The organism is Haloarcula sp. CGMCC 1.6347 (assembly GCF_037078395.1).
Taxonomy (GTDB): domain Archaea; phylum Halobacteriota; class Halobacteria; order Halobacteriales; family Haloarculaceae; genus Haloarcula; species Haloarcula amylolytica.
The window spans coordinates 30,684-50,911 of record NZ_JAYMGX010000001.1 but is presented as its reverse complement, the minus strand read 5'-3'; the positions used below and the strand labels follow the sequence as shown (position 1 = coordinate 50,911).

The following is a 20,228-nucleotide window of genomic DNA, read 5'->3' as shown; positions in this document are numbered from 1 at the left end:
ACGGCGATGCGGCCCAGTGTAGGACACGCCGCACACAGCGGCGAGACAATCATGGTCGGCCAAGTGAATCCATGTTTGTAGCTACTCTGTCTTGATTCGGCCTTCGACCGACGGCGAAATCGTCCCGTCCTCCTCGATTGCGTCCTCGACGATGACCGACAGCAGTTCGCCCTCGTTCGCGTCGATAATCCTCGGGGCGTCCTGGAACATCGTGTAGCTGTCGCCGCCTGTGGCGGTGAAGCCGTTCGTTGCGACGGTGTAGGTCGCTTCGGTGTCGAGTGGCTCACCACCGACTGTTACCTCCGTGACGCGGTCGCCCTTCGATTTGTCCGGGTCGTATGTGTAGCGCATACCGCTCACCTGCAGGAATCCGCCCCCGCCGGTCGAACTGAGCTCCAGTGCCTCGACCAGCGTTTCACCGGTGACCTCGATAGTCACTTGGTTGTTCCCGAACGGGAGGACGCTGTAGACCATCCGTCTCGTGATATCCCCTTCGGGGTAGAGTTCGTCGGTCCGGATACCCCCACCGTTCTGGATTGCGACGTCCGCGTTACCGTGGCTGCGGAGCGCATCGGCGATGTAGTTCCCGAAGTTCGACTCCTCGGAACGCACAGTGTCTTCGCGGGCATCGAGCGGGACGGTTGTCTCGCCGACGACGACGTCGAGCTCGTCGCTGAGCTTGCTCTCGTAGCTTTCCGCGACTTCGAGCACACCTGGGTGCGGTTCGACGCGGCCCTCATCAACCGCGGCAGCGGTGTCGTACACCGTCAGGCTGTGGTCGGTTCGCTCCCCGTCTTCGACAGTGAGCGTCAGTTCGCCGAGGTAGTCGTACTCGTCGTCAACAAACGAAAGCACCGTGTCGTTCACGACTTGGGGCTCCTCGGAGAACGTCGCGGCGTGGTCGCCGACGATGGCGTCGATGCCGTCGACAGACTCCGCGAGCTCGACGGCGGCCGGGCTTGCCACGTGGGACAGCACGACGACAAGATCAGCGCCGTCGTCCCGCATTTCGGTCACGACTGCCTCGACCGGGGCTTCGAGGCCCGGGACCTCCGTCGTCTCGCCCATGGTGGTGATTGTCGGCGCTTCGACGTTGATTATGCCCGTGAGCCCGACAGTCACATCGCCGGCCGAAACGAGTTCGTACTGGCTCGCTCCCTGTTCAGCGCCGAACACGTCGCCCGTTTGTGCGTTGCGGGCGTTCGCGCTCACCCACTGGAACTCGCTGTCGGAAATGCGGTCCCGCAACACGTCCGGCCCTCTGTCGAAGTCGTGGTTCCCGAACGTGTCGAACTCCAGCCCGCCCTCGTTGAACGCGTCGACGATGTGTTTGCCGTCGAACTGTGCGGAGAGAATAGAGGTGGCCAGGTCGTCGCCGGATCCGACCTTTATTGAGTGGTCGTTGTTGTCCGCGATCTGATTCATCAGGTCGAAGTAGGTAGCGATGTTCGCCGCCTCTTCGAGGTCGCCATAACTGCCGTGGACGTGGGTGTCGTGGACGAGCGTCACCTCGCCCGTTGCAGGTTCAGATGTGCTCTCGGCCGTGCCAGATGAGGTCGTGGTCTCCTCAGCATCTGTAGATGCTTCGTCGGTCTGCTCGGTGCCGTCGTCGGAACTGGAAGCACAGCCGGCGAGTCCCGCAACGCCGAGTGCAGCAGTAGCCGAGAGGAACTTCCGCCGGTCGACTGGTGTGTTCGTCGTATCGTTCTCCGATCGGTCCGCTGAAGCGGCTTCTAGGTCTTCTTTGTTGCTTCGTGACACAGCATACATTAGATTGAACGTTTATATAAAATATTTGCTGGGTGCTAATGTGACGGAACTACAACAATTAATCCACACAGACGCTGGTGTGGTAATATGGCGCAAAGTGAATCACAGACTTGTGCCATATTGGCATTCGGTCGGCAATAGCACAGTAGCGCAAGTTCGGACACACTCGTGCTGCAGCGGTGGAGCAGTCCGCGCCTCAGTGGTCTGGTTTCCGTGGCTTCAGGCTGTCGGCTCATCGGATTTTCGCCCCGAAGACAGTTTCACGGGTGTTATCAGGGCGTTGTAATAGCAGAACCGACACAGCAAGCGGCCGCTACTGCGTCGCGTAGGCCTGGAGGCCCGTCTCAAGGATGTCCCGGTATCGGTCGACGTCGATGTCGACAGCGACACGATTGTTGGGGTCGTTGTCGGTCGTGCCGTGCTCGTCACAGATGACGGCCCCGTGGCAGGGGCCGCCGGTCGTGTCTACCTCAATGTGGTACTCCTCGAAGGTGAGTACCGATTCGTCGATGAGATCGGCGACGACGGCGGCGTCGTGGATAGCCGGCGCATCGGCCAGCGGGTAGGTCCCGGAGTCGGGTCGGTAGTCGAGCCACTCGGCGATGGTTCCGCGGACGCCGTCGGCCGTGCGGAACTCCTCGATGAACTCGGGGGAGACGGTGGCGCGGTTGGTCACGTCCAGGCCGACCATCCGCGTGTTGGCGTCCTGCAGGACGCGGCTGGCCGCCGCGGGGTCGTTGTGGAAGTTGGCCTCGGCCATCGGCGTCACGTTCCCGGTCGTCATCGCCGCCCCACCCATGAGATAGATGTCCTCGACGAGGTCTGGTAACCGGGGCTCCTTGGCCAGTGCGATCGCCAGATTCGGAAGCGGACCGACGGCCGCGATCGTCAGTTCGTCCCCGTACTCGTGGGCGGCTTCGACGATTGCGTCGGCCCCGTGGATGTCCCGCGTGTCGTCCTCGGCGTCGGGGATGTCGCCGTGGAGCCCGTTCTCGCCGTGAATCCACTCGGCGGTCGTGAGATCGTCGACGAGCGGACGCCCACAGCCCCGGGACACCGGAACGTCGTAGCCACCGAGGTCCAGTATCGCGTGGGCGTTTCGCGTCGTGTTCTCGATAGTCGTGTTCCCACAGACAGTTGAGAGACCGACAACGTCGATCCCGTCGTGACCGAGCGCCATCGCCAGCATGACCGCGTCGTCGCAGCCAGGGTCCGTATCGAAGAAGACTTTGCGTGACATACCTTCGAAGTTCCGCCCATCGGGTCTTAAAAGCTGGTACGTGCCGGTTGTGACACGGACACCGCCGGAGACAGACCTGTGGGCGATCTGTCGGGCCGTCGTCGCTACCACAATCCGTGTGTCGGAATGTGTGGCCGACAGACAAGGTGTGTCCGCCAAAGCCGTCTTATACTGGCCAAGCGGTGCGATACTGGGGGACAGCTGAGGGTTCATCCATCCCCGAAGTCCGGGCCACAGCTCAGGGGGAAAGTCAATCATTCGTTACGGAGAACAGTCAGTATCCGGAAACAGTGCGTCTATCATAAATTTTAACTATATAGTCACAATACCGTACAGGAAGTGATGGATAGAAATCACATACGGCCAGTACTACTCAGCGTACTACTCGTTTTGTCGGTTGTCAGCACCGGCTTCCTCGGAAGCGCCGCTGCTGCGCCGAGCGAACAAAACGAGCTGGCAACGGCGAACAGTCAGACAGCAACACAGACGGCCTCGGCTGGTGGAGCGACCTGTCAGCTCGACGGGAGCTGTCCGGTTCCTGATGATTCGGTCGATCTCAACAACAGCGGTGCCGGCGTCGACGTGTTGATCGACGGGAGTCATCAGGGCTCGACGTTCACGAAGTTCGCAAACCGACTCAGCGAACGCGGGTACGACGTCGACACGAAACGGTCGACGACCGGCGGGCTGACCTCGTGGAACAGTTCGGCCGCGAGCGGGCTGTCGGACTACGACGTGGTCATCATTCCCGTCCCCCAGACGGCCTATAGCGAGGCCGAGCAGGATGCAATCGACGAGTACGTCAGAAACGGCGGCAGCCTGTTCGTCGTCGGGGACTGGACCTCGCCACTACAGGGCCACGCCGGCAAGCTCAACGACATCACCGACCCGTACGGGCTCCACTTCAACGGCGAGAGCGACAAGTGGCTCCGGAACGTTCAGGATCCGACCAACAAGACAGTCGAGGACTACGAGTGGCGGGTCATTCTGCACAACACGGGCCGGCATCCGATAATGAACAACGTCGACACCGTGGAGTACGACGGAGTCAGTCTCAACGTCACCGACACCGAAAACGGGACGCAGGCCCCGTTGCTGTACGGTGACAGCGATACTTACGAGTACACCTACTCCACGACAGAGAAAGAGTACCCCCGTGGCGAGCGCATCGTCGGTGCGGCCGCGACGTGGGACATCGGTGACAACGGCCGCGTCGTCGCCTTCGGCAGCCAGAAGTCGCTCACGACGTATCTCACCGACGAGTGGCAGGCCGAACACCAGCAGACCGACACGCGGCCGTTCCTCTTCCGAACGGTGAAGTGGCTGGCCTCGTCGGGCCACGTCGAGCGACCGGACAGGCCGGTCGCCGTCACCGGCGAGCGAATCAAGGGCGGCGAGACGCCGGCGAACGAGACTATCGTCCTGAAAAACAGCGAAGTCGCCGCCGCCATCGGCACTGAAACTAACGGTCCTTTCGGCACGCTGCCGGGCGGTATCTACGACGCCAACGCGTACGGGCTGACGACCGACCAGATCGGCGTCGCCGAGTTCGCGTTCAACAACTTCGGGACGTGGCCCGTCTACGAGTCCTTCGAGCGCCAGAACGCCACCGGGCCGGACGGCGCGGCGGTCGTCACCGCGACCGGCCACGTCAGTACGAACCCGAACGTCTCCGTCACGACGACGTACACGCTGCCGGCCAATTCCAGCCACATCTGGATCAACACCACGATGGAGAACGGCGGCGATCAGCGCCTCCCGGTCAACGATTCCGAGCGCCTCCAGAGCGGGGCAGCACTGAGTTCCGAGGGGCAGTCGACCTGGCTCCCCGGTTCGGGGAGACTCGAGGAGACGCGCTCGCCGCCAGTGAGTGCCGACACACTCGACCAGCCCTGGGCCGCGCTCACCGGTGACCGCGTGAGCTACGGCGTCTGGGGCGGGAACGGCTCCTTTACCTCGTACACGGGTGCCACGACCTGGATTGACCCGTGGCTCGAACACCGTCTCGACCCCGGCGAAACGCGGTCAGCGGAGTTCGCTCTCTTCGTCGGCGAGGACGGTTCAAGTAGCGCGACCAGCGAGTACTACAACCAGCAGCAGGGAACCGAGACGGGTACTGTGACTGGCAGCATCGAAAGCACGGACAACGAGTCCGTCTCACAGGCCACAGTCACCGCCTCGAAGGGCGACCGCGCGTTCACCTACACCGTCGGGTCGGAGACCGGAACGTACGAACTCGAACTCCCCGCCGGCGAGTACACGCTGACGGCCGATGCCAGCGGATTCGCGGCATCAGAGCCGAAGTCCGTCACCGTCAGCGGCGGCGAAACGGCCACCGCCGACTTCGACTCGCTGGAGGGGCCGGCCCCCGTCAACGTCACCGCAACGATAGACGACGAGGGCGAGGTCAGTCCCGCCGACGCCCGGGTTACGGTGCTCGACGACGGCACCGCGGTCGAGACCGTCTACACCCAGACGACGCCGACCGGCACGGCCTCGTTCCAGCTCCCGCCCGGTAACTACACGCTGGTGTTCAACCACGGGACCGGCTACATCGCCGAACCAGTCGAGAAGAACATCTCAGTGACGCCCGGCGAGAAAGTCAGCGTCAACGCGACGTTCACCGAGGAACTGGACCCCAGCGAGCGCAACTGGGTCGGCATCGACCCCCACGCCCACAGCAGCGTCAGCTTCGACGGCAAGACGCCCATCGACAACTTCGTCGCCATCCAGAAATCGGCGGGCGTCGACGCGGTGTTCATCTCCGACCACAACGCCATCGGCGGCTGGGGCTCGATGGAGTCACAGGCCGCAGAGCGCGACATCATGTTCATCCGGAGCGAGGAGATCACCACCGGCGACCTGGGGCACTTCAACCCCTACCCGATGCACGGCGAGGAGATGGTCGACTCCGACGGGACCCTCGTGGAGTTCATCGAGGAGTCCCGCAGCCGACACAACGCGACGGTGTTCCAGATCAACCATCCGGGTGACCGCTTCGTCAGCCTCGACAGTGCGCCCGGCCAACACGAGGAGTACCTCCCGATGGTCGACGCCATCGAGGCGTACAACGGCCCGTACGGCGAGTCCGACACCGCCAGCGTCCAGGGGCTGTTCACCCTCTGGAACGAGGGCTACGAAATCACGGCGACCGGTGTCAGCGACGATCACTGTTCGCAGTGCTTCCCGGCGAAATACGGCACCGCCCGCACGCGGGCATACGTCGAGGGACCCGTCACGCCAGAGAAGTGGGCTCAGTCCGTGAAAGACGGGCACACGTACGCGACGTACGGTCCGTCCGTCGAGTTCACCGTCGACGACAGGATGCCCGGCGAGACCGTGAACACGACCGCCGGGTCGTCCGTGGAGGCGTCCGCAACGGTCCGAAACCTCGACGAACTGGCCTATGCCGAGGTCATCCGGAACGGCACGACCGTCTCGAACGTCACGCTCGACGGGACGAACGACACTATGAGCACTGACGTGGACATCGACGGGAACGCCTGGGTCGCCTTCCGCGTCGTCGACGAGGACGGCGACCGAGCGCTGACCAGCCCGGTCTGGATTTCGACCGACCAGCAGGCCGAATCCGGGACTGACGGCAACGGCGAATCCGGCGGCACTACGGGGACTGCGACGCCGGCGGACACCGAGGGCGAGTCAGCGACCACGGCGGCGGATGACACTGCAACCGCGGAGTCGGAGACGACCGCCGCGTCCGGACCCGGGTTCACCGCCGTCGTCACGCTGCTCGCGCTCGTCGGCGCAGCGCTGCTCGCAACGCGACGGAGGACCTGAGCCATGACAGACGCCAGCCAGCGACGGAGTCGGCGTGGGTTCCTCGGAACCCTCGCGCTGGCTGCGGCGACCAGCGCAGGCTGTAGCAGCCTCGGCGGCACGCAGAACAGCCAGTCGGACGACATCGGAGCCAGCGGCTCGACGGCAACGCCCGCGAAGGGAGACGATGGGGCACATCACGACGAGGCGCACGGCCACACGCACACAGACGGCGGTCACGACCACGGCGAGGGACACAGCCACGACAGCGAACACGCAGGTGGCGACGACGAAGCCGGCGGTGCTGCCGACACCGAGCTAGCCGCGTTCGAGTCCAACCTGCGGAAGTGGTTCGTCGACATCGACTCGCTCGCCGTCGAAGACAGCCGCGTCAGGCTGACGTACGTCACGAAGAGCACGCGCGGCCACGAACTCGCGGCCGGCATCGAGACGGTCGTCGTCTCGTTCATTCAGGCGTACACGGACGACTGGGGGGTCGAGGGCCTCGACGCGGAGGTGATCGAGCCGTCCGGCGACGTGATGGGCTACTGGCGAACCGAATCGCGGTGGGTCGAACCGGTCGTCGAGGGCCACGAGACGCGGACCGCACTCCTCGAACGGACGCTCGACACGTACCACGGCCGCCTCACTCGCGATCACGACCACGCTGGAACCGACCACAGCGGGAACGAAAGCAGTCACCAGCACAACGGGACAGAACACGCGGACCACTGACGGCGGCAGTGTCATCACTGCCGTCACTGTCGTTCTGGTAGCGAGAAGATGGGACGCTCAGGTCAGAAAAGCGCTCTATCGTCGTCAGACCTTCAGCAACGACAGCAGGCTGACGCCGACGTCGAAGTACTCGATGAGGCGATAGCCGACGAGGATTCCGAGGATACCCATGACACCAGCGAGGTTCGGTGGGGCCGGAATCGGAACGTCAAGCAGTCCGAACACGACGCCGGTTGCGACGCCAGTCATCGTCGCGACGATAACGAGTGAGAGATTCATCGGTCAGTCACCACTGTCACGCAGCGAGGACCCACGCAGTCGCGTGTCGGAACGGCCCGAGAGCGACCAGTGGGTGTGTTTGATGTGTGTGTCATTGGTGGCGTAGAGAACGGGTTCGAGCGGTAAGTATGCTCCTCATCGAGCCAGCAGTGGTGAATAGTAGCACACACCAATCCCGGACAGTGTTGCAAGGCCGAGAAGGACGCTCAAATATCTGAATTAGCGTCTTTTGTATTTTTATCTCCAGATATCCACAGTATCTCAGGCTGATATGGCTGCATATACGATAGATAATAATAGAAGTCGGCTAGATAGGGAGAAGGGGTGTATTCTGTAACCATATAGTGCATAGGCAGAATAGAATAAGCAATAGACACAGATTGAGCGGCGCTGGTAGGCCGAACACTGGCGACGACAACCAGAATAGCCTCCGGGAGGCTGGCGTTTATAAGCGAGCCACGGGAAGTGATGACGATGCAAGCCGTTCAGTTCGACAGTCACGGCGATCGTGATGTGCTCGAGTATGGCGAGTTTCCCGACCCCGAACCGGGCCGCGACGAGGTCGTCATCGACGTGAAGGCGGCCGCGCTGAACCACCTCGACATCTGGACCCGGCGCGGGCTCCCCGGCATCGACCTGGAGATGCCACACATCCCGGGCAGTGACGCCGCAGGCGTCGTCGACGAGGTCGGCGACGGCGTCACGCGGTTCGAACCGGGCGACCGCGTCGCCGTCCTCGCCGGCAAGAGCGGTGGTGGCGACGAGTTCACGCGGAAGGGCGACCCGACGCTCGCGCCTGATTTCCACATCATCGGCGAGCACGTCCGGGGTGTCCACAGCGAGTACGCCGCCGTGCCAGCGGAGAATCTCACGCCAGTCCCGGAGGGCGTCGACTGGGAGACGGCCGCCGCATCGCCGCTGGTGTTCCAGACCGCCTGGCGGATGCTCCGTGACCGCGGTGACCTGAAGGCCGGCGAGTCCGTTCTCGTTCTCGGTGCCTCCGGCGGCGTGGGCCACGCGGCCGTCCAGATAGCCGACCACGCCGGCGCCGAGGTGTTCGCCACCGCCAGCAGCCAGGAAAAGCTCGACTACGCCGAAGAACTGGGCGCGGACCACACCATCAACTACGAGGAGGCGGACTTCGCGAGCGAGATTCGGGACCTGACCGACGGCCGCGGCGTCGACATGGTCGTCGACCACATCGGCGCACAGACATGGCAGGACTCGCTCAAAAGCCTCGTCAAAGGCGGCCGGGTCGTCACCTGCGGCGCGACTACCGGCGGCAACCCGGAGACGGACATCAACCGCATCTTCTGGAACCAGTTGCAGGTCATCGGCTCGACGATGGCCACCCCGGGGCAGGCCGACGAAGTGCTTGATCTGGTCTGGCAAGGAGAGATGGAGCCGCGGGTCCGCGAGACGCTGCCGATGAGCGAGATCGCTCGGGCACACGAGATAATCGAGGACCGCGAAGGCTTCGGGAAGGTCGTCGTCGTTCCCGACAGCGAGCTGTAAGACCGCCCCCCACATTTTTGTCGTTACTCCGCCCCGAAGCGGGCCGTTGCAAAGTCCTCGAAGGGAGCAGAGTACCGGATCAGCATCGTCCCGAGAATACTCATCACGAGCACGTAGGCGACGGTAAAGGAGTAGACAGCGTTGGCTAGCTCGGACGACAGCGACGTGCCTGCGCCGGTCAGTGCGACGGCGGCGATGATCAGAGAGAACTCGCCGCGAGTGACCATGCCGAGGCCGACGCGCATCGATCGACGGGGGTCGAGGTCGTACGCGCGGCCGCCCAGATAGCCCGACAGGATCTTCGTCGGCGTCGTGACGACGACAGCGGCGGCGACCAGCCCCGCGACGCCGGCGAACAGTCGGGGGTCGGTCTCGACGCCGATCCAGAAGAAAAACACCGCCGCGAACGTGTCGCGGACGGGCTCCAGCAGGTTCTCCAGTTTGTGCGTGTGAGTAGTCGAAGCGAAGGCCATCCCGACGAAGAACGCGGCGACGGCTTCGCTGACGCCGATAGCGAGGGCGATGCCGGAAATGAGGACCGTGATGCCGACGGCTCGTACCACTGTGAACTCGTTCGAGTTCGTCTCTAAGGCCCGCTCGAACCACGGCGTCCCGTAGCGGGCCAGGAGCAGGAGCGCGACGATGAACGAAAGCGCGATGCCGACGGAGGTCGCGGCGGCCCCTACGTCGGACCCGCCAGCGACGAGCGCGGCGGCTATCGTGAGATACACCGCGATGACCAGGTCCTCGAACACGAGCGTCCCGAGCAACGGGTCCGCCTCGTCGTTGGCGATCCAGCCGAGGTCGATGAGCGACTTCGTGATGATGGCCGACGAGGAGATGTAGACGATGCCGGCGATCAGGAAGGCCGCGAGCGGGTCCCGGAACAGCGCGAACCCGAGCAGGAGACCGACACCGAAGTTGATGCCGAGGTCGATGGTCCCCGCTCTGGTGATGCGCTCCCACCGATCCAGCAGCCGGTCGAGATTGAACTCAAGCCCGAGGAAAAACAGCAGGAAGACGATACCCAGCTCCGCGCCGAGTTCGATAAACTCGGAGGACTCGACGACTGGGAGGCCGTAGCCGGCGACGGAGAGCTGGCCCGCGACCGACGGCGACAGCACCATCCCGATGATAATGTACAACGGGATCACCGACTTGTTCAGCCGCACGGCGACGAGCGTGGCGGCCGCGACGGCGGCGAACAACACACCGATACCGAGCAGGTCAGCCATGGCGATGGACCCCCAACGAGCCGGTTGTCGGCATCTGTCTACAGCTCTCCGGACAGGAGCTTCTCGAATCGCTCACAGTTGTCGCGTTCGCCGATGACGACGATCGTGTCGCCGGCCTCGATCTCGGCGGTGGACGTGGAGCCGGCAATGACGTCGTCGTCGCGCTGTATCGCGACAACAGTGACACCGGTCCGCTGGCCGATGTCGACGCTCTCCGGAGTCTCCCCGACTAGCGGCGAGTCTTCTTCGACTGCGTACCACTCAAGCAGTGTCCCCTCCGACAGCATCGTCTCGACGTGGTCGGATTCGACCGGCTGGAAGTACGCGCCTTCGAGTATCGTGCCGACCATCCGCGCCATCCGGTCGGAGAGTTCGAGCAGTTTCTCCGAGTCAGCGTTCTCGTTCTCTCTCAGGAACAGTTCACGGGTGCCCGTGTTGTGGGTCACGACGACCAGTTGCTGGCCACCGCCGATGTCCACCTCGTGTTTCTTCCCCACACCAGGCAGGTCGCTCTCGGTCACGTCCATGGCCCGAGATTGCGGTCGAGCGTGTATAAGACACGGTGCCCGGTGTCCTGAACGGACGGTCGCCGGTAGCCGAGCGAAGGGGGACCCAAAGGTATTAGTGGGTTCCTGCCAACGTTCAGGCAAGCCAACTTTCGCTAAAACAAGTTAGGTTGTTTTAGCGTTGGGAGCTACCAATGCCACACGACACACTCCTGCTCATCGGTCGGGACACGTCACGCGCTACGCCCTACGAGACACACGCTCGCCGTCTGCGCGAGCGCGGGGTAGCCACCGACGTGACGGTCCTGACCTACGACCACGAACCCCGTCGGGAGTTACGCGACGAACTGGTAGCCATCGATGCGGACCGCGTGTTCGCGCTTCCGATGACCGTCGCTCACGACCACACGACAGTCACGGACGTTCCGGCGGCACTCGACGAGGTTGACGCCGAGACGCATTACTGTGAACCGGTTGGGCGAAGCCCGCTGCTGACCGAAGCGCTCCGGGACCGCGCCGCTACTGCGGTACCGGAAGCTGCCGACTCCTCCGTCGCACTCGTCGCCTTCGGCTCCAGCGGCAAGCCGTATCAGCGGCAGGTGACGGAGTACCACGCCGAGCGCCTGCGCGAGCGCTCGGCCTTCGGCGAGGTCGAACCGTGCTATCTGCTGCAAAACCCCGCCGTCGAATGTGTCAGGTACAACCTCACCCACGACCACGCCGTCGCCGTGCCGCTCTTTCTCGCGCCGAGCGACGCGACCGAGGCGCAGATCCCCGCTAAACTCGACCTCAACCGGGGCGGGCTCGCCTACACTGACACGCTGGACGACCACCCGCTCGTCACCGAAGCCGTCGCAACCGCCGTCGAGACGGCACGGACGATGGCCGACACGCGCACACCACGGACGTTCGAGGCGACGCTGGCCGCGACAAACCGGCCGATGGCGACCGACGGCGAGGGCGATTAGGGCTGTCGCGGCGGCAGTGCCGAGCTCCCGTCGACGAGAGGAAGCGATTTGTACCCACGGTACATTCTGGCACGTAGATGGTTCGCCGACGAGTAGCGCAGACGCGAGACCAGGTCAAAGAGAAGCTAGTGGCCGCGCTGATAGAAGACCACTCTCCGCAGGAGGTCGCGATGAGCTTCAGCGTCGGCGTGTTTCTCACCGCGCTACCGACGCTTGGCACTGGGTTCATCGCCTTTCTCGTCCTCGCGTACCTGTTCAGACAGCTCAGCAAGGTCGCGCTGTTTGCCTCGGTGCTGATACTCAATCCGCCAGTCAAGTGGGGCGTGTACGCGTCGAGCTTCTGGCTCGGCAACCGGATTCTGGGGCCGATACCCGGGCTGTCATTCGACGGTGTGTCGATGTCGATGGGCGGCGACGTGCTGGTCCGACTGTGGACGGGGAACATCATCCTGGCCGTCGTGTTCGCTGCTATCGGGTACGTGCTGGCGTTCCGTCTGATAAACGAATACAGGCGGCGGCAGCAAGAGCCCGCCGCAGTTAGCTGACCGCAGTAAAACGGCTCAGTCTCGCCGCACGACGAACACCGACAGGTCCGAGAACCGCGTGTCGTCCCTGCCGTCACCGCCAGCATCTTTGGCAAGGTCGCCGAGCGTCGTCGCGGTCCGGTCCTCGTCGTCGTGGGTCAGTCGCTCGTAGACCAGCGCCGGCAGCTCGGGGTCGCCGCCAGCGTCCAGCAGTTCGGCCGCGATGTCTTCGGGCATCAGGTCGAACGGGCGCGGCAACACGAGCAGGTGTCGGTCGCCCACGTCGCTCCGAAGCCGGTCGAGGTCGGCGGAGAGGTCGCCGCTCTTGTGCAGCGTGACAAACGTCGTGTCCTCCATCGGCGTCCGGGCGCGACTGGCAGCGATCTGGAGCGAGGAGATGCCCGGCACGATACGAACCGGCCGGTCGACGGCCCGCTGGACCTTCCCGACGAACTGGTAGCCCGAGTGGTTCGGGTCACCCATCGCCACCGCAGTCCCGCGCTCGCCGTCGGCCACGCGTTCGGCGAAGGTCTCCAGCGTGTCGAGTTCGTCCCGGTAGCCGCAGGTCAGCAGGTCCGCGTCGGTCCGGTCGGCGACGAAGTCGACCACCGTCTCGAAGCCGACGACCACGTCGGCCTCGCGAATCGCCTGCTCACCGCGCGGCGTCAGGAAATCGAGGTTCCCCGGGCCGATGCCGACGGCGTAGACCGGCCGGTCGGCGTCGGGGTCCTCGGGCGCGCTCGCCGCGATGGCCGCCGGGTCCGGTCCGCTATCGAGGTCGTAGTCGTCGTCAGTCATCGAGTGAGACCGTCCCTTCGCGCACGTCCGATGCCACATGCACCAGTTCGTTCGTCAGGCCGGCGGCCAGCCCGCTCCCGCCGCGGCGGCCGACGTTCGTAATGGTCGGAACGCCGTGCTCGGCGGCGACCTCCCGGAGCCGTTCCCGGCTTTCGGCGGCCTTGACGAAGCCGACGGGTGTGGCGACGACGACCGCCGGGCGCGTGCCGTCCTCGATGCAGTCCGCCAGCGCGAGCGCGGCGGTCGGCGCGTTCCCGACGACGGCAATCGCCCCGTCGTAGACGCCCTGCTTGTCGAGTTCGAGCACCGACGCGGCCGTCCGGGTCATCCCGGTTTCGGCGGCCAGCTCCGCGCCGTTGCCGATGGCCTTCTTGACCGGGCAGTCGTGCCCGCGGCCGGTGATACCGGCCTTGACCATCGTGATGTCGGTGACGATGGGCTGTTCGTCGAGGACGGCCCGCGCTCCCGCGCTGACCGGTTCGTCGTCGTCCGCACCAGTGAACCGCATCAGATACTGGAACTCGGGGTCGCCGGTGGCGTGGACGGACTTCTGGCGGATGCGGTCGGCCAGCGTCTCGTCCGGCACGAGTTCGCGCACGCGGTCCATCGACGTCTCCGCGATGTCCATCGCGTTCGAGGTGGTCGCGCCGAGGTCGGCGTACTCCTCGAAGTCGTCGTCGCTGTTCGTCTCGTCGTCTGTCGCGTCGTCTGTGTTAGTCGTCATCTGAGGTCACCTCCTCGTCCTGCTCGCGGGTCGCACTGCTCCCCGCTCGCTCGTCCGGAGAGCCTCGCTCCGGACCGCCCGTCGCTCGGCTCTCCAGGTCGCCATCCACCTCCAGATTCAGATCCCGCAGACGGTCGCGGGTCTCGTCGTCGGCGTCCCAGAGCCCGCGGTCGATGGCTTCCAGCAGCGTGTCGGTAATCGAGTCCAGCGCCCAGGGGTTCACGTCCCGGAGCCAGTCCTGGCGGTCCGCATCGAAGGCGTAGCGCTCGGCGACGTCCTCCCACAGCGTGTCGCTGACGACATCAGTCGTCGCGTCCCAGCCGAGCACCACATCGACCGTCGTCGAGAGGTCCCCGGCTCCTTTGTAGCCGTGTTCCTCCATGGAGTCGAGCCACGAGGGGTTGAGGACGCGGGCGCGCATCGCCTTCCGGACCTTCTCCTCGTTGGTGTAGACGTCGACGTTGTCCGGGTCCGAGGAATCGCCCACGTAGGAATTGGGCTCCTCGCCGGCGATTTCCGTGACTGCGGAGATGAAGCCGCCGTGGAAGGCGTACCAGTCCGAGGAGTCGAACTCGTCCTGCTCGGCGGTGTCCTCGATTTTGACCGTCGCGTCGACCGAGGACAGGCGGCGCTCGAAGGCGTCGTGGGCGTCGCTGACCCGGCCGCGCGAGCCCATCGCGTAGCCGCCCCACTGGACGTACACGTCGGCGAGGTCCGAGCGGTCGTCCCAGTTGCCCTCGTCGACGGCCTTGTTCGTCCCGGCACCGTAGCCGCCCGGCCGGGTCGTGAACACGCGGTGTTTCGCCGCGCTCTCGGCGTCACTCTCGTCCATACCGTCGGCGACGAGATCGTCGGTCTCCTCCTCGACGTGTTTCTTCACATAATTCATCTCGTGGGGTTCGTCCAGGTCGACGACGGCGTCGACGGCGTCGTGGACGACCCCCGCGGCCGCCGGGAAGGCGTCACGGAACAGGCCCGAGACGCGTGTCGTCACGTCGATGCGCGGCCGGCCGAGTTCCTCGAGCGGGATCGGCTCGACATCCTCGACGCGGCCCGCGTCGGACCAGACCGGTTCGACGCCCATCAGCGCGAGCACCTGCGCGATGGTCTCGCCGCGGGTTCGTACCGTCGGCGTGCCCCAGACGACGACGCCGATTTCCTCGGGGTACTCGCCCTCGTCGGTTTCGTGGCGGTCCAGCACGCCGTCGGCGACCTCGCTGCCCACGTCCCAGGCCGTCTTGGCCGGGACCTTCCGCGGGTCAAGCGTGTAGAAGTTCCGGGCCGTGGGGAGCAGGTCGACACCGCCGCGGGTCGGCGCGCCGGAGCCGCCGGGCGGGACGTACTCGCCTGCCAGCGCGTCGGCGGTTCGCGGGATCTCGTCGGCCGCGCCGGCCACCCGCGGGGCCGCCTCCTCGCAGATGTACGCCAGCGCCGCTCGCAAATCCTCGTGTGCGCCCGAGCGCACGCGGGCGTCCCCGAGCGGTTCGATGTCGACCACGAGGAGGTTCATGTTCACCTCCGAACTGCTGTCTTCGAGTTCGCTCTCTGGCACGTCGAAGTCGTGCTCGGCCAGCGTCCGGACGAGGTCCTTGCTGGTCTCGTGGACGTGGTCAGCGGCCTCGGCGTAGGTCATCCCCAGCGCCTCGTCGTACTCTCCAGGGGCGTTCCGTAGTTTGTCGTAGTCGACGCCGAGCACGCCCGCGACGCTCTCTCGCAACGACGGCGCGCCGGGATTTTCAAGCCGAGTCAGGGCGACTAGATAGTCGACGAGTCGGTCGTCCCCGGGCGGCTCACCCATCGTGTGCAGGCCCTTCCGTATCTGGGTCGTCTTCACGTCCGTGAGGTACTCGTGGACGCGCTCGACGAGGGCGTCGATGTCGAGATCCTCGCCTTCCACATCACCTTCCGCAAGGGTCGATCCGGCTTCGTCCGGACCTCGAACGTCGGCTTTCTCGTCAATCTCACCGGCGATGCCGAGTTCGACGGCGAGGTCGAGTTCGTCCACAGTCTGGCGGATCTGTTCTGCCAGGTGCTCGCCGTCGTCGGTGCGGGCGTCCTCCATACCCGCCTCGCGGTAGCGGTCGGCCAGTTCCTCCAGGTCAGCGAGATCATCGTAGGTCCCGGCGTTGGCCATCACCGGCGTCAGGTAGTCGACGATAGCGGCGTAGGACCGGCGCTTGGCCTGTGTTCCCTCACCGGGATTGTTGACTATGTAGGGGTAGACGTTCGGGATATCGTCTATGAGCTGGTCCGGCGCGCTCTCGCCGTCCAGACCGACCGTTTTTCCGGGCAGCCACTCCAAACTGCCATGGGTGCCGAGATGGACGACGGCGTCCGTCTCGTAGCTGTTGCGGAGCCAGCGGTAGAACGCGACGTAGTCGTGGGGCGGCTGGAGGTCCGAGTCGTGGTACACCTTCGAGGGGTCCATACCGAACCCGCGCGGGGGCTGGACCGTCACGAGCACGTTGCCGAACTCGACGCCGGGAATCGCGAACGGGCGCTCGGGCGGGTCGCCCCACTCCTCGATGACGTTCTCGCGGAAGTCTTCGTCGAGCGTCTCGAACCACTCGCCGTACTGGGTCGGCGAGACGGTGTCGACGCTCATCTCGCGCACGTCCTCGGGCGCGACCCAGCGGTCGTCGAGGGTAAGCTGTGCGGTGAGGCGTTCGACCAGCGACTGGCCGCTGTCGGGCATCGTATCCCCTAAATCGTACCCACGAGCGTCCAGTTCCTCCAAGAGATTCACCGTGCTCTCGGGCGAGTCCAGCCCGAACGCCGTCCCGATGCCGTCGTCGCTGGGCGGGTAGTTGTGCAGGACGACGGCGACCTGCTTCTCGTCGTTCGGGGTGTGGCGCAGTTCGGCCCAGTTGACGGCCAGCCGCGCGACGTGGTCGATTCGGTCGTCGATGGGGAAGTGCTGTTTCGGCGCGCTCCCGATGCCAGCGTCGTCGTCGGTCCGCTCCTTGCCCGAGATAGGGTGGGTGATGACGTTGCCGTCGAACTCCGGTAGCGCCACGGAAAGGGCGAGTTCGAAGCCCATCACGCCGGTGTCGCTGCTGTCGTAGCGCGAGCGCGAGCGCATCGTCGTCACGGTCTGGATGACCGGGACGCCGAGCTTGTCGAGGAACACGTCCTGGGCACTGTCGCCCTCGTCGTCGGCGCTGCGGCCGCGTTCGTCCATCGACAGCGAGAACATGAACGACGAGCAGACGGCGTCCACGAGCGGGTTGCCGTCAGCATCGAGGAGCCACTCCTCGGTGACCTGCTCGGCGTTCCACTGGCGCTCGGCGTCGGTCGCCGGCTCGCAGAAGATGGGGAGCGCGTTCGCGCCCTGGGCCTCGATGGCCTGGACCTGCGCGTCGACGTAGCGCGTGTTCTCGTGGGTCCAGTGTGATTCGTAGAACCACACGGCGACGGTCGGTTTCGCCGGGTCGAACGTCGCCCGCAGGTCGTCGATGCTCGCGCCCGGGTGGTCGGGGTGGTAGACACCCTCCGTGGGCAGGGTCACCGGATCGTCGTACGAGGGGTCGGCGTCGCCGAACTGCGCCACGAGGTAGCGCAGGCAGTTGGCGACGTTGCTCGCCCCGCCCTTCTCAAGGTAGTCGTAGACGGTGTCGCGGTGCTCGTCGGGAACCGACGTGTCCTCGAAGGCGAAGGCGTCGCCCGTCGCTTTCACCACGAGCGGGATGCCGGCCTCGCGCAGGCGCTCGACGGCGAGGTCGTAGCCGGGCATACTGTCCTCGGCTCCGTGGAGCCACAGGATTACGGCGTCGGCGTCTGTCAGTTCGTCGACGAACGCCTCGACCGCTGGCTCGTCGTCGAGGTCGCTCTCCGAGCGGACGACGAGGTCGGCGTCCACCTCGCCCGCGGCCCGCTGGACGGCCCCGAGTTCGTTCTCTGTCGCGGTGTAGAGTCCTAGCTGTGGCATAACGTTATTAAATCTCCGTTTGCACTAATACAAGTATGGTTGTATTCGGCGACGGCAAAAAAGCTTCGCAGGGGGCCTCGTTCGCGGCCGTGGTGGGCCAGCGAGACCTCAAGGACGGACTGCTTGCCGTCGCGGCGGACGACGACCTGGACGGCCTCCTTGTTCGTGGTGAGAAGGGCACGGCGAAGTCGACGGCGGTGCGCGCGCTCGCCGACCTGCTGCCCGAGCAGCGCGCGGTCGCTGACTGCCCCTACGGCTGTCCGCCAGACAGACCGGAGGCTCAGTGTGAGGACTGCCGGACGCGCTCGGACCCACCGGTCGAAACCCGGTCGGTACCGCTCGTCACGCTCCCCCTCGGAGCCACGCGGGACCGCGTCGTCGGGACGCTGTCGGTAGCCGACGCGCTCGACGGCGACCACGAGTTCGACCCCGGCCTGCTCGCCCGCGCGAACCGCGGCATCCTCTACGTCGACGAGGTGAACCTGCTGGACGACCATCTCGTCGACGTGCTGCTCGACGCCGCCGCGAGCGGTCAGAACCGGGTCGAGCGCGACGGCGTGACGGTCACCCATCCCGCCGAGTTCACGCTCGTCGGAACGATGAATCCCGAGGAGGGCGATCTGCGTCCTCAACTACGGGACCGATTCGCCCTCCAGACCGAGGTGTCGGCCTGCGAGGACCTTGACGACCGCGTCGCTATCATCGATCAGGCGCTCGGGGATGGGGACGGGGAGGCACGGACTGACCCCGAGTCCGACGACCGCGACCCGGGCGAGCGCCTCCGAACGGCCCGCGAACTGCTTCCAGAGGTCGACCTCGCCCGCGAATTCCGCGAGCAGATCGCCGAGCTCTGTCGGGACGCCGGCCTCGACGGCCACCGAGGGGACATCGCCACGGCGCGGACGGCCCGGACCTTCGCCGCGCTCGACGGGCGGACGACAGTCCTCGAATCGGACATCGAGCGGGCCGCCGAGTTCGCGCTACCCCACCGGCTCACCTCCCGGCCCTTCGAGGACGCACCGGATGTGGACGACGTGCTCGACGACCACTTCGATGACGAAGACGGCGAGTCTGAGGAGGAGTCCGCCGAAGATGGTGAGAGCGGTAGTGAGAAAAGCGGCGCAGACGGCGACGACGGGGACGAGGCAGGTGGCGAGTCGGCGGACGACGGAGCCGATTCTGACGGCGGTGAGGACGGCGAAAGAGAACAGCAGGAGCAGCGCCCAGACGACAGCGGAGAATCCGGCGAGGACAGCGACGACGAGTCGGGTGAGCACGGCGAGCAGCCGACGCCTGCCTCCGCCGACAGCGACGGCGAACGGCAGGAGACAGAGGCCGACGACGGCGGAGGAGCGACTGAAGACGATGGCGACGAGGGTGAACCCGGGCAGTCCGACGACCCCGAAAGTGCTACCCCGCTGCTGCCGGGCCAGTCCCGCGCGGAAGTCGGTGACAGCGGCGCGCCCGACGTGGACGCCCCGACGGTCGACACGGACGGCGGGAGCACAAGCGGGCGGGCGAGTGCCACAGACACCAGGCGCGGTGCGACGGTCCGCACCGAGCGCGCCGGCCGCGACGACGAGGTCGACGCCGCGGCCTCGGTCCGGGCGGCGGCCAGCCGCGGGAGCGGCCGCGTCGAATCGCGGGACCTCCGCAAGTCCGTTCGCGCAGGCGACGCGGAAACGCTGGTCGTGTTCGCCGTCGACGCGAGCGCGTCGATGCGTCCGGCGATGAAAGCCGCGAAAGGTACCGTGCTGGAGCTCCTGAAGGACGCCTACCAGGCCCGCGACCAGGTCGCGTTCGTCACCTTCGCCGGCGAGGGCGCGGACGTGGTGCTCCCGCCGACCGACAGTGTTTCGCTGGCCGCCCGGCACCTGAAGGACCTCCCGACCGGCGACCGGACGCCGCTACCGGACGGTCTGACGGCCGCTCGGGAAGTGCTCGACCGGGCGGACCCGGACGCCGGCGTCGTCGTCGTCGTGACCGACGGCCGCGCGAACGCCGCCGACGGGAGCCCGGTCGCGGCGACCAGAAGCGCGGCGCGGACGCTCGGCGAAGCGGCTGACCGGACCGTCGTCGTGGATGCGGGCGAGGGGAGTCGCGCCGGTCTGCTCGACCTCGTTGCAGACGAAACAGACGCAGCAGTCGTCCCGCTGGACGCGCTGACCGCCGAGCGCGTCGACGCCGTCGCCAGCGAACGATAACCCCCGTCGGAGCTGTCTCAGGCGG

At 65.7% G+C, this 20,228-nt stretch carries 14 protein-coding genes; 6 read left to right on the top strand and 8 right to left on the bottom strand.

The annotated features are described in order from the left end of the window. Positions 1-81: 81 nt before the first annotated feature. Positions 82-1,770, bottom strand: coding sequence for a 5'-nucleotidase C-terminal domain-containing protein (locus VI340_RS00265; protein ID WP_336330369.1), 1,689 nt, complete (start codon positions 1,768-1,770; stop codon positions 82-84). A 313-nt stretch (positions 1,771-2,083) separates the two neighbouring features. Next, entirely contained in the window at positions 2,084-3,010 is a 927-nt protein-coding gene (locus VI340_RS00260; protein WP_336357534.1) for a nucleoside hydrolase, read from the bottom strand. 342 nt (positions 3,011-3,352) lie between these two features. Between VI340_RS00260 and VI340_RS00255 the strand changes: the two genes are divergently transcribed. Both VI340_RS00255 and VI340_RS00250 read left to right on the top strand, forming a co-directional pair. Next, positions 3,353-6,808, top strand: a complete 3,456-nt coding sequence (locus VI340_RS00255) for a CehA/McbA family metallohydrolase (RefSeq protein WP_336357533.1) — start codon at positions 3,353-3,355, stop codon at positions 6,806-6,808. A 3-nt stretch (positions 6,809-6,811) separates the two neighbouring features. Further along, a complete protein-coding gene (locus VI340_RS00250; RefSeq protein WP_336330372.1) occupies positions 6,812-7,522 on the top strand; it encodes a hypothetical protein in 711 nt (236 codons plus the stop codon). An 84-nt stretch (positions 7,523-7,606) separates the two neighbouring features. Here VI340_RS00250 and VI340_RS00245 read toward each other — a convergent pair whose 3' ends face one another. Beyond that, positions 7,607-7,801, bottom strand: coding sequence for a XapX domain-containing protein (locus VI340_RS00245; RefSeq protein WP_004518274.1), 195 nt, complete (start codon positions 7,799-7,801; stop codon positions 7,607-7,609). A 474-nt stretch (positions 7,802-8,275) separates the two neighbouring features. Here VI340_RS00245 and VI340_RS00240 point away from each other — a divergent pair, with 474 nt between their 5' ends. Next, the gene (locus VI340_RS00240) at positions 8,276-9,316 is read left to right on the top strand and encodes a zinc-binding dehydrogenase (protein ID WP_336357532.1); all 1,041 of its coding nucleotides are present in this window, start codon (positions 8,276-8,278) and stop codon (positions 9,314-9,316) included. A gap of 23 nt (positions 9,317-9,339) precedes the next feature. Here VI340_RS00240 and VI340_RS00235 read toward each other — a convergent pair whose 3' ends face one another. Both VI340_RS00235 and VI340_RS00230 read right to left on the bottom strand, forming a co-directional pair. After that, positions 9,340-10,551 (bottom strand): cation:proton antiporter, encoded by a 1,212-nt coding sequence (locus VI340_RS00235; protein WP_336357531.1) that lies wholly within the window; start codon positions 10,549-10,551, stop codon positions 9,340-9,342. A 38-nt stretch (positions 10,552-10,589) separates the two neighbouring features. Continuing rightward, a complete protein-coding gene (locus VI340_RS00230) occupies positions 10,590-11,078 on the bottom strand; it encodes a cation:proton antiporter regulatory subunit (protein WP_336357530.1) in 489 nt (162 codons plus the stop codon). 173 nt (positions 11,079-11,251) lie between these two features. On the opposite strand from VI340_RS00230, the gene VI340_RS00225 reads away from it, so the two are divergent. Beyond that, positions 11,252-12,025, top strand: a complete 774-nt coding sequence (locus VI340_RS00225) for a CbiX/SirB N-terminal domain-containing protein (RefSeq protein ID WP_008311332.1) — start codon at positions 11,252-11,254, stop codon at positions 12,023-12,025. 77 nt (positions 12,026-12,102) lie between these two features. Continuing rightward, a complete protein-coding gene (locus VI340_RS00220) occupies positions 12,103-12,570 on the top strand; it encodes a DUF2062 domain-containing protein (RefSeq protein WP_008311333.1) in 468 nt (155 codons plus the stop codon). Positions 12,571-12,585: 15 nt separating this feature from the next. Here VI340_RS00220 and VI340_RS00215 read toward each other — a convergent pair whose 3' ends face one another. Genes VI340_RS00215 through cobN form a run of 3 tightly spaced genes read right to left on the bottom strand, consistent with a single transcriptional unit; the run spans position 12,586 to position 17,999 of the window. Beyond that, positions 12,586-13,347 (bottom strand): cobalt-precorrin-7 (C(5))-methyltransferase, encoded by a 762-nt coding sequence (locus VI340_RS00215; RefSeq protein ID WP_336357529.1) that lies wholly within the window; start codon positions 13,345-13,347, stop codon positions 12,586-12,588. Next, entirely contained in the window at positions 13,340-14,071 is a 732-nt protein-coding gene (locus VI340_RS00210) for a precorrin-8X methylmutase (RefSeq protein ID WP_336330378.1), read from the bottom strand. Before VI340_RS00210 ends, VI340_RS00215 begins: the two co-directional genes overlap by 8 nt. Beyond that, positions 14,061-17,999 carry a cobaltochelatase subunit CobN gene (cobN, locus tag VI340_RS00205; RefSeq protein WP_336357528.1) on the bottom strand — a complete coding sequence of 1,313 codons (3,939 nt, stop codon included), beginning with the start codon at positions 17,997-17,999 and terminating at the stop codon, positions 14,061-14,063. The genes VI340_RS00210 and cobN overlap by 11 nt, the downstream gene beginning before the upstream one ends. Positions 18,000-18,034: 35 nt before the next feature. Between cobN and VI340_RS00200 the strand changes: the two genes are divergently transcribed. Then, positions 18,035-20,203 carry a VWA domain-containing protein gene (locus VI340_RS00200; protein WP_336357527.1) on the top strand — a complete coding sequence of 723 codons (2,169 nt, stop codon included), beginning with the start codon at positions 18,035-18,037 and terminating at the stop codon, positions 20,201-20,203. Positions 20,204-20,228 lie beyond the last annotated feature (25 nt).

Excerpts from the sequence above, each read along its gene's own strand:
- VI340_RS00265 (WP_336330369.1), bottom strand. The coding sequence starts at position 1,770 with ATGTATGCTGTGTCACGAAGCAACAAAGAAGACCTAGAAGCCGCTTCA.
- VI340_RS00245 (WP_004518274.1), bottom strand. The coding sequence starts at position 7,801 with ATGAATCTCTCACTCGTTATCGTCGCGACGATGACTGGCGTCGCAACC.
- VI340_RS00240 (WP_336357532.1), top strand. The coding sequence starts at position 8,276 with ATGCAAGCCGTTCAGTTCGACAGTCACGGCGATCGTGATGTGCTCGAG.
- VI340_RS00220 (WP_008311333.1), top strand. The coding sequence starts at position 12,103 with ATGGTTCGCCGACGAGTAGCGCAGACGCGAGACCAGGTCAAAGAGAAG.
- VI340_RS00255 (WP_336357533.1), top strand. The coding sequence starts at position 3,353 with ATGGATAGAAATCACATACGGCCAGTACTACTCAGCGTACTACTCGTT.
- VI340_RS00250 (WP_336330372.1), top strand. The coding sequence starts at position 6,812 with ATGACAGACGCCAGCCAGCGACGGAGTCGGCGTGGGTTCCTCGGAACC.
- VI340_RS00235 (WP_336357531.1), bottom strand. The coding sequence starts at position 10,551 with ATGGCTGACCTGCTCGGTATCGGTGTGTTGTTCGCCGCCGTCGCGGCC.
- VI340_RS00225 (WP_008311332.1), top strand. The coding sequence starts at position 11,252 with ATGCCACACGACACACTCCTGCTCATCGGTCGGGACACGTCACGCGCT.
- cobN (WP_336357528.1), bottom strand. The coding sequence starts at position 17,999 with ATGCCACAGCTAGGACTCTACACCGCGACAGAGAACGAACTCGGGGCC.
- VI340_RS00260 (WP_336357534.1), bottom strand. The coding sequence starts at position 3,010 with ATGTCACGCAAAGTCTTCTTCGATACGGACCCTGGCTGCGACGACGCG.
- VI340_RS00230 (WP_336357530.1), bottom strand. The coding sequence starts at position 11,078 with ATGGACGTGACCGAGAGCGACCTGCCTGGTGTGGGGAAGAAACACGAG.
- VI340_RS00215 (WP_336357529.1), bottom strand. The coding sequence starts at position 13,347 with ATGACTGACGACGACTACGACCTCGATAGCGGACCGGACCCGGCGGCC.
- VI340_RS00200 (WP_336357527.1), top strand. The coding sequence starts at position 18,035 with ATGGTTGTATTCGGCGACGGCAAAAAAGCTTCGCAGGGGGCCTCGTTC.
- VI340_RS00210 (WP_336330378.1), bottom strand. The coding sequence starts at position 14,071 with ATGACGACTAACACAGACGACGCGACAGACGACGAGACGAACAGCGAC.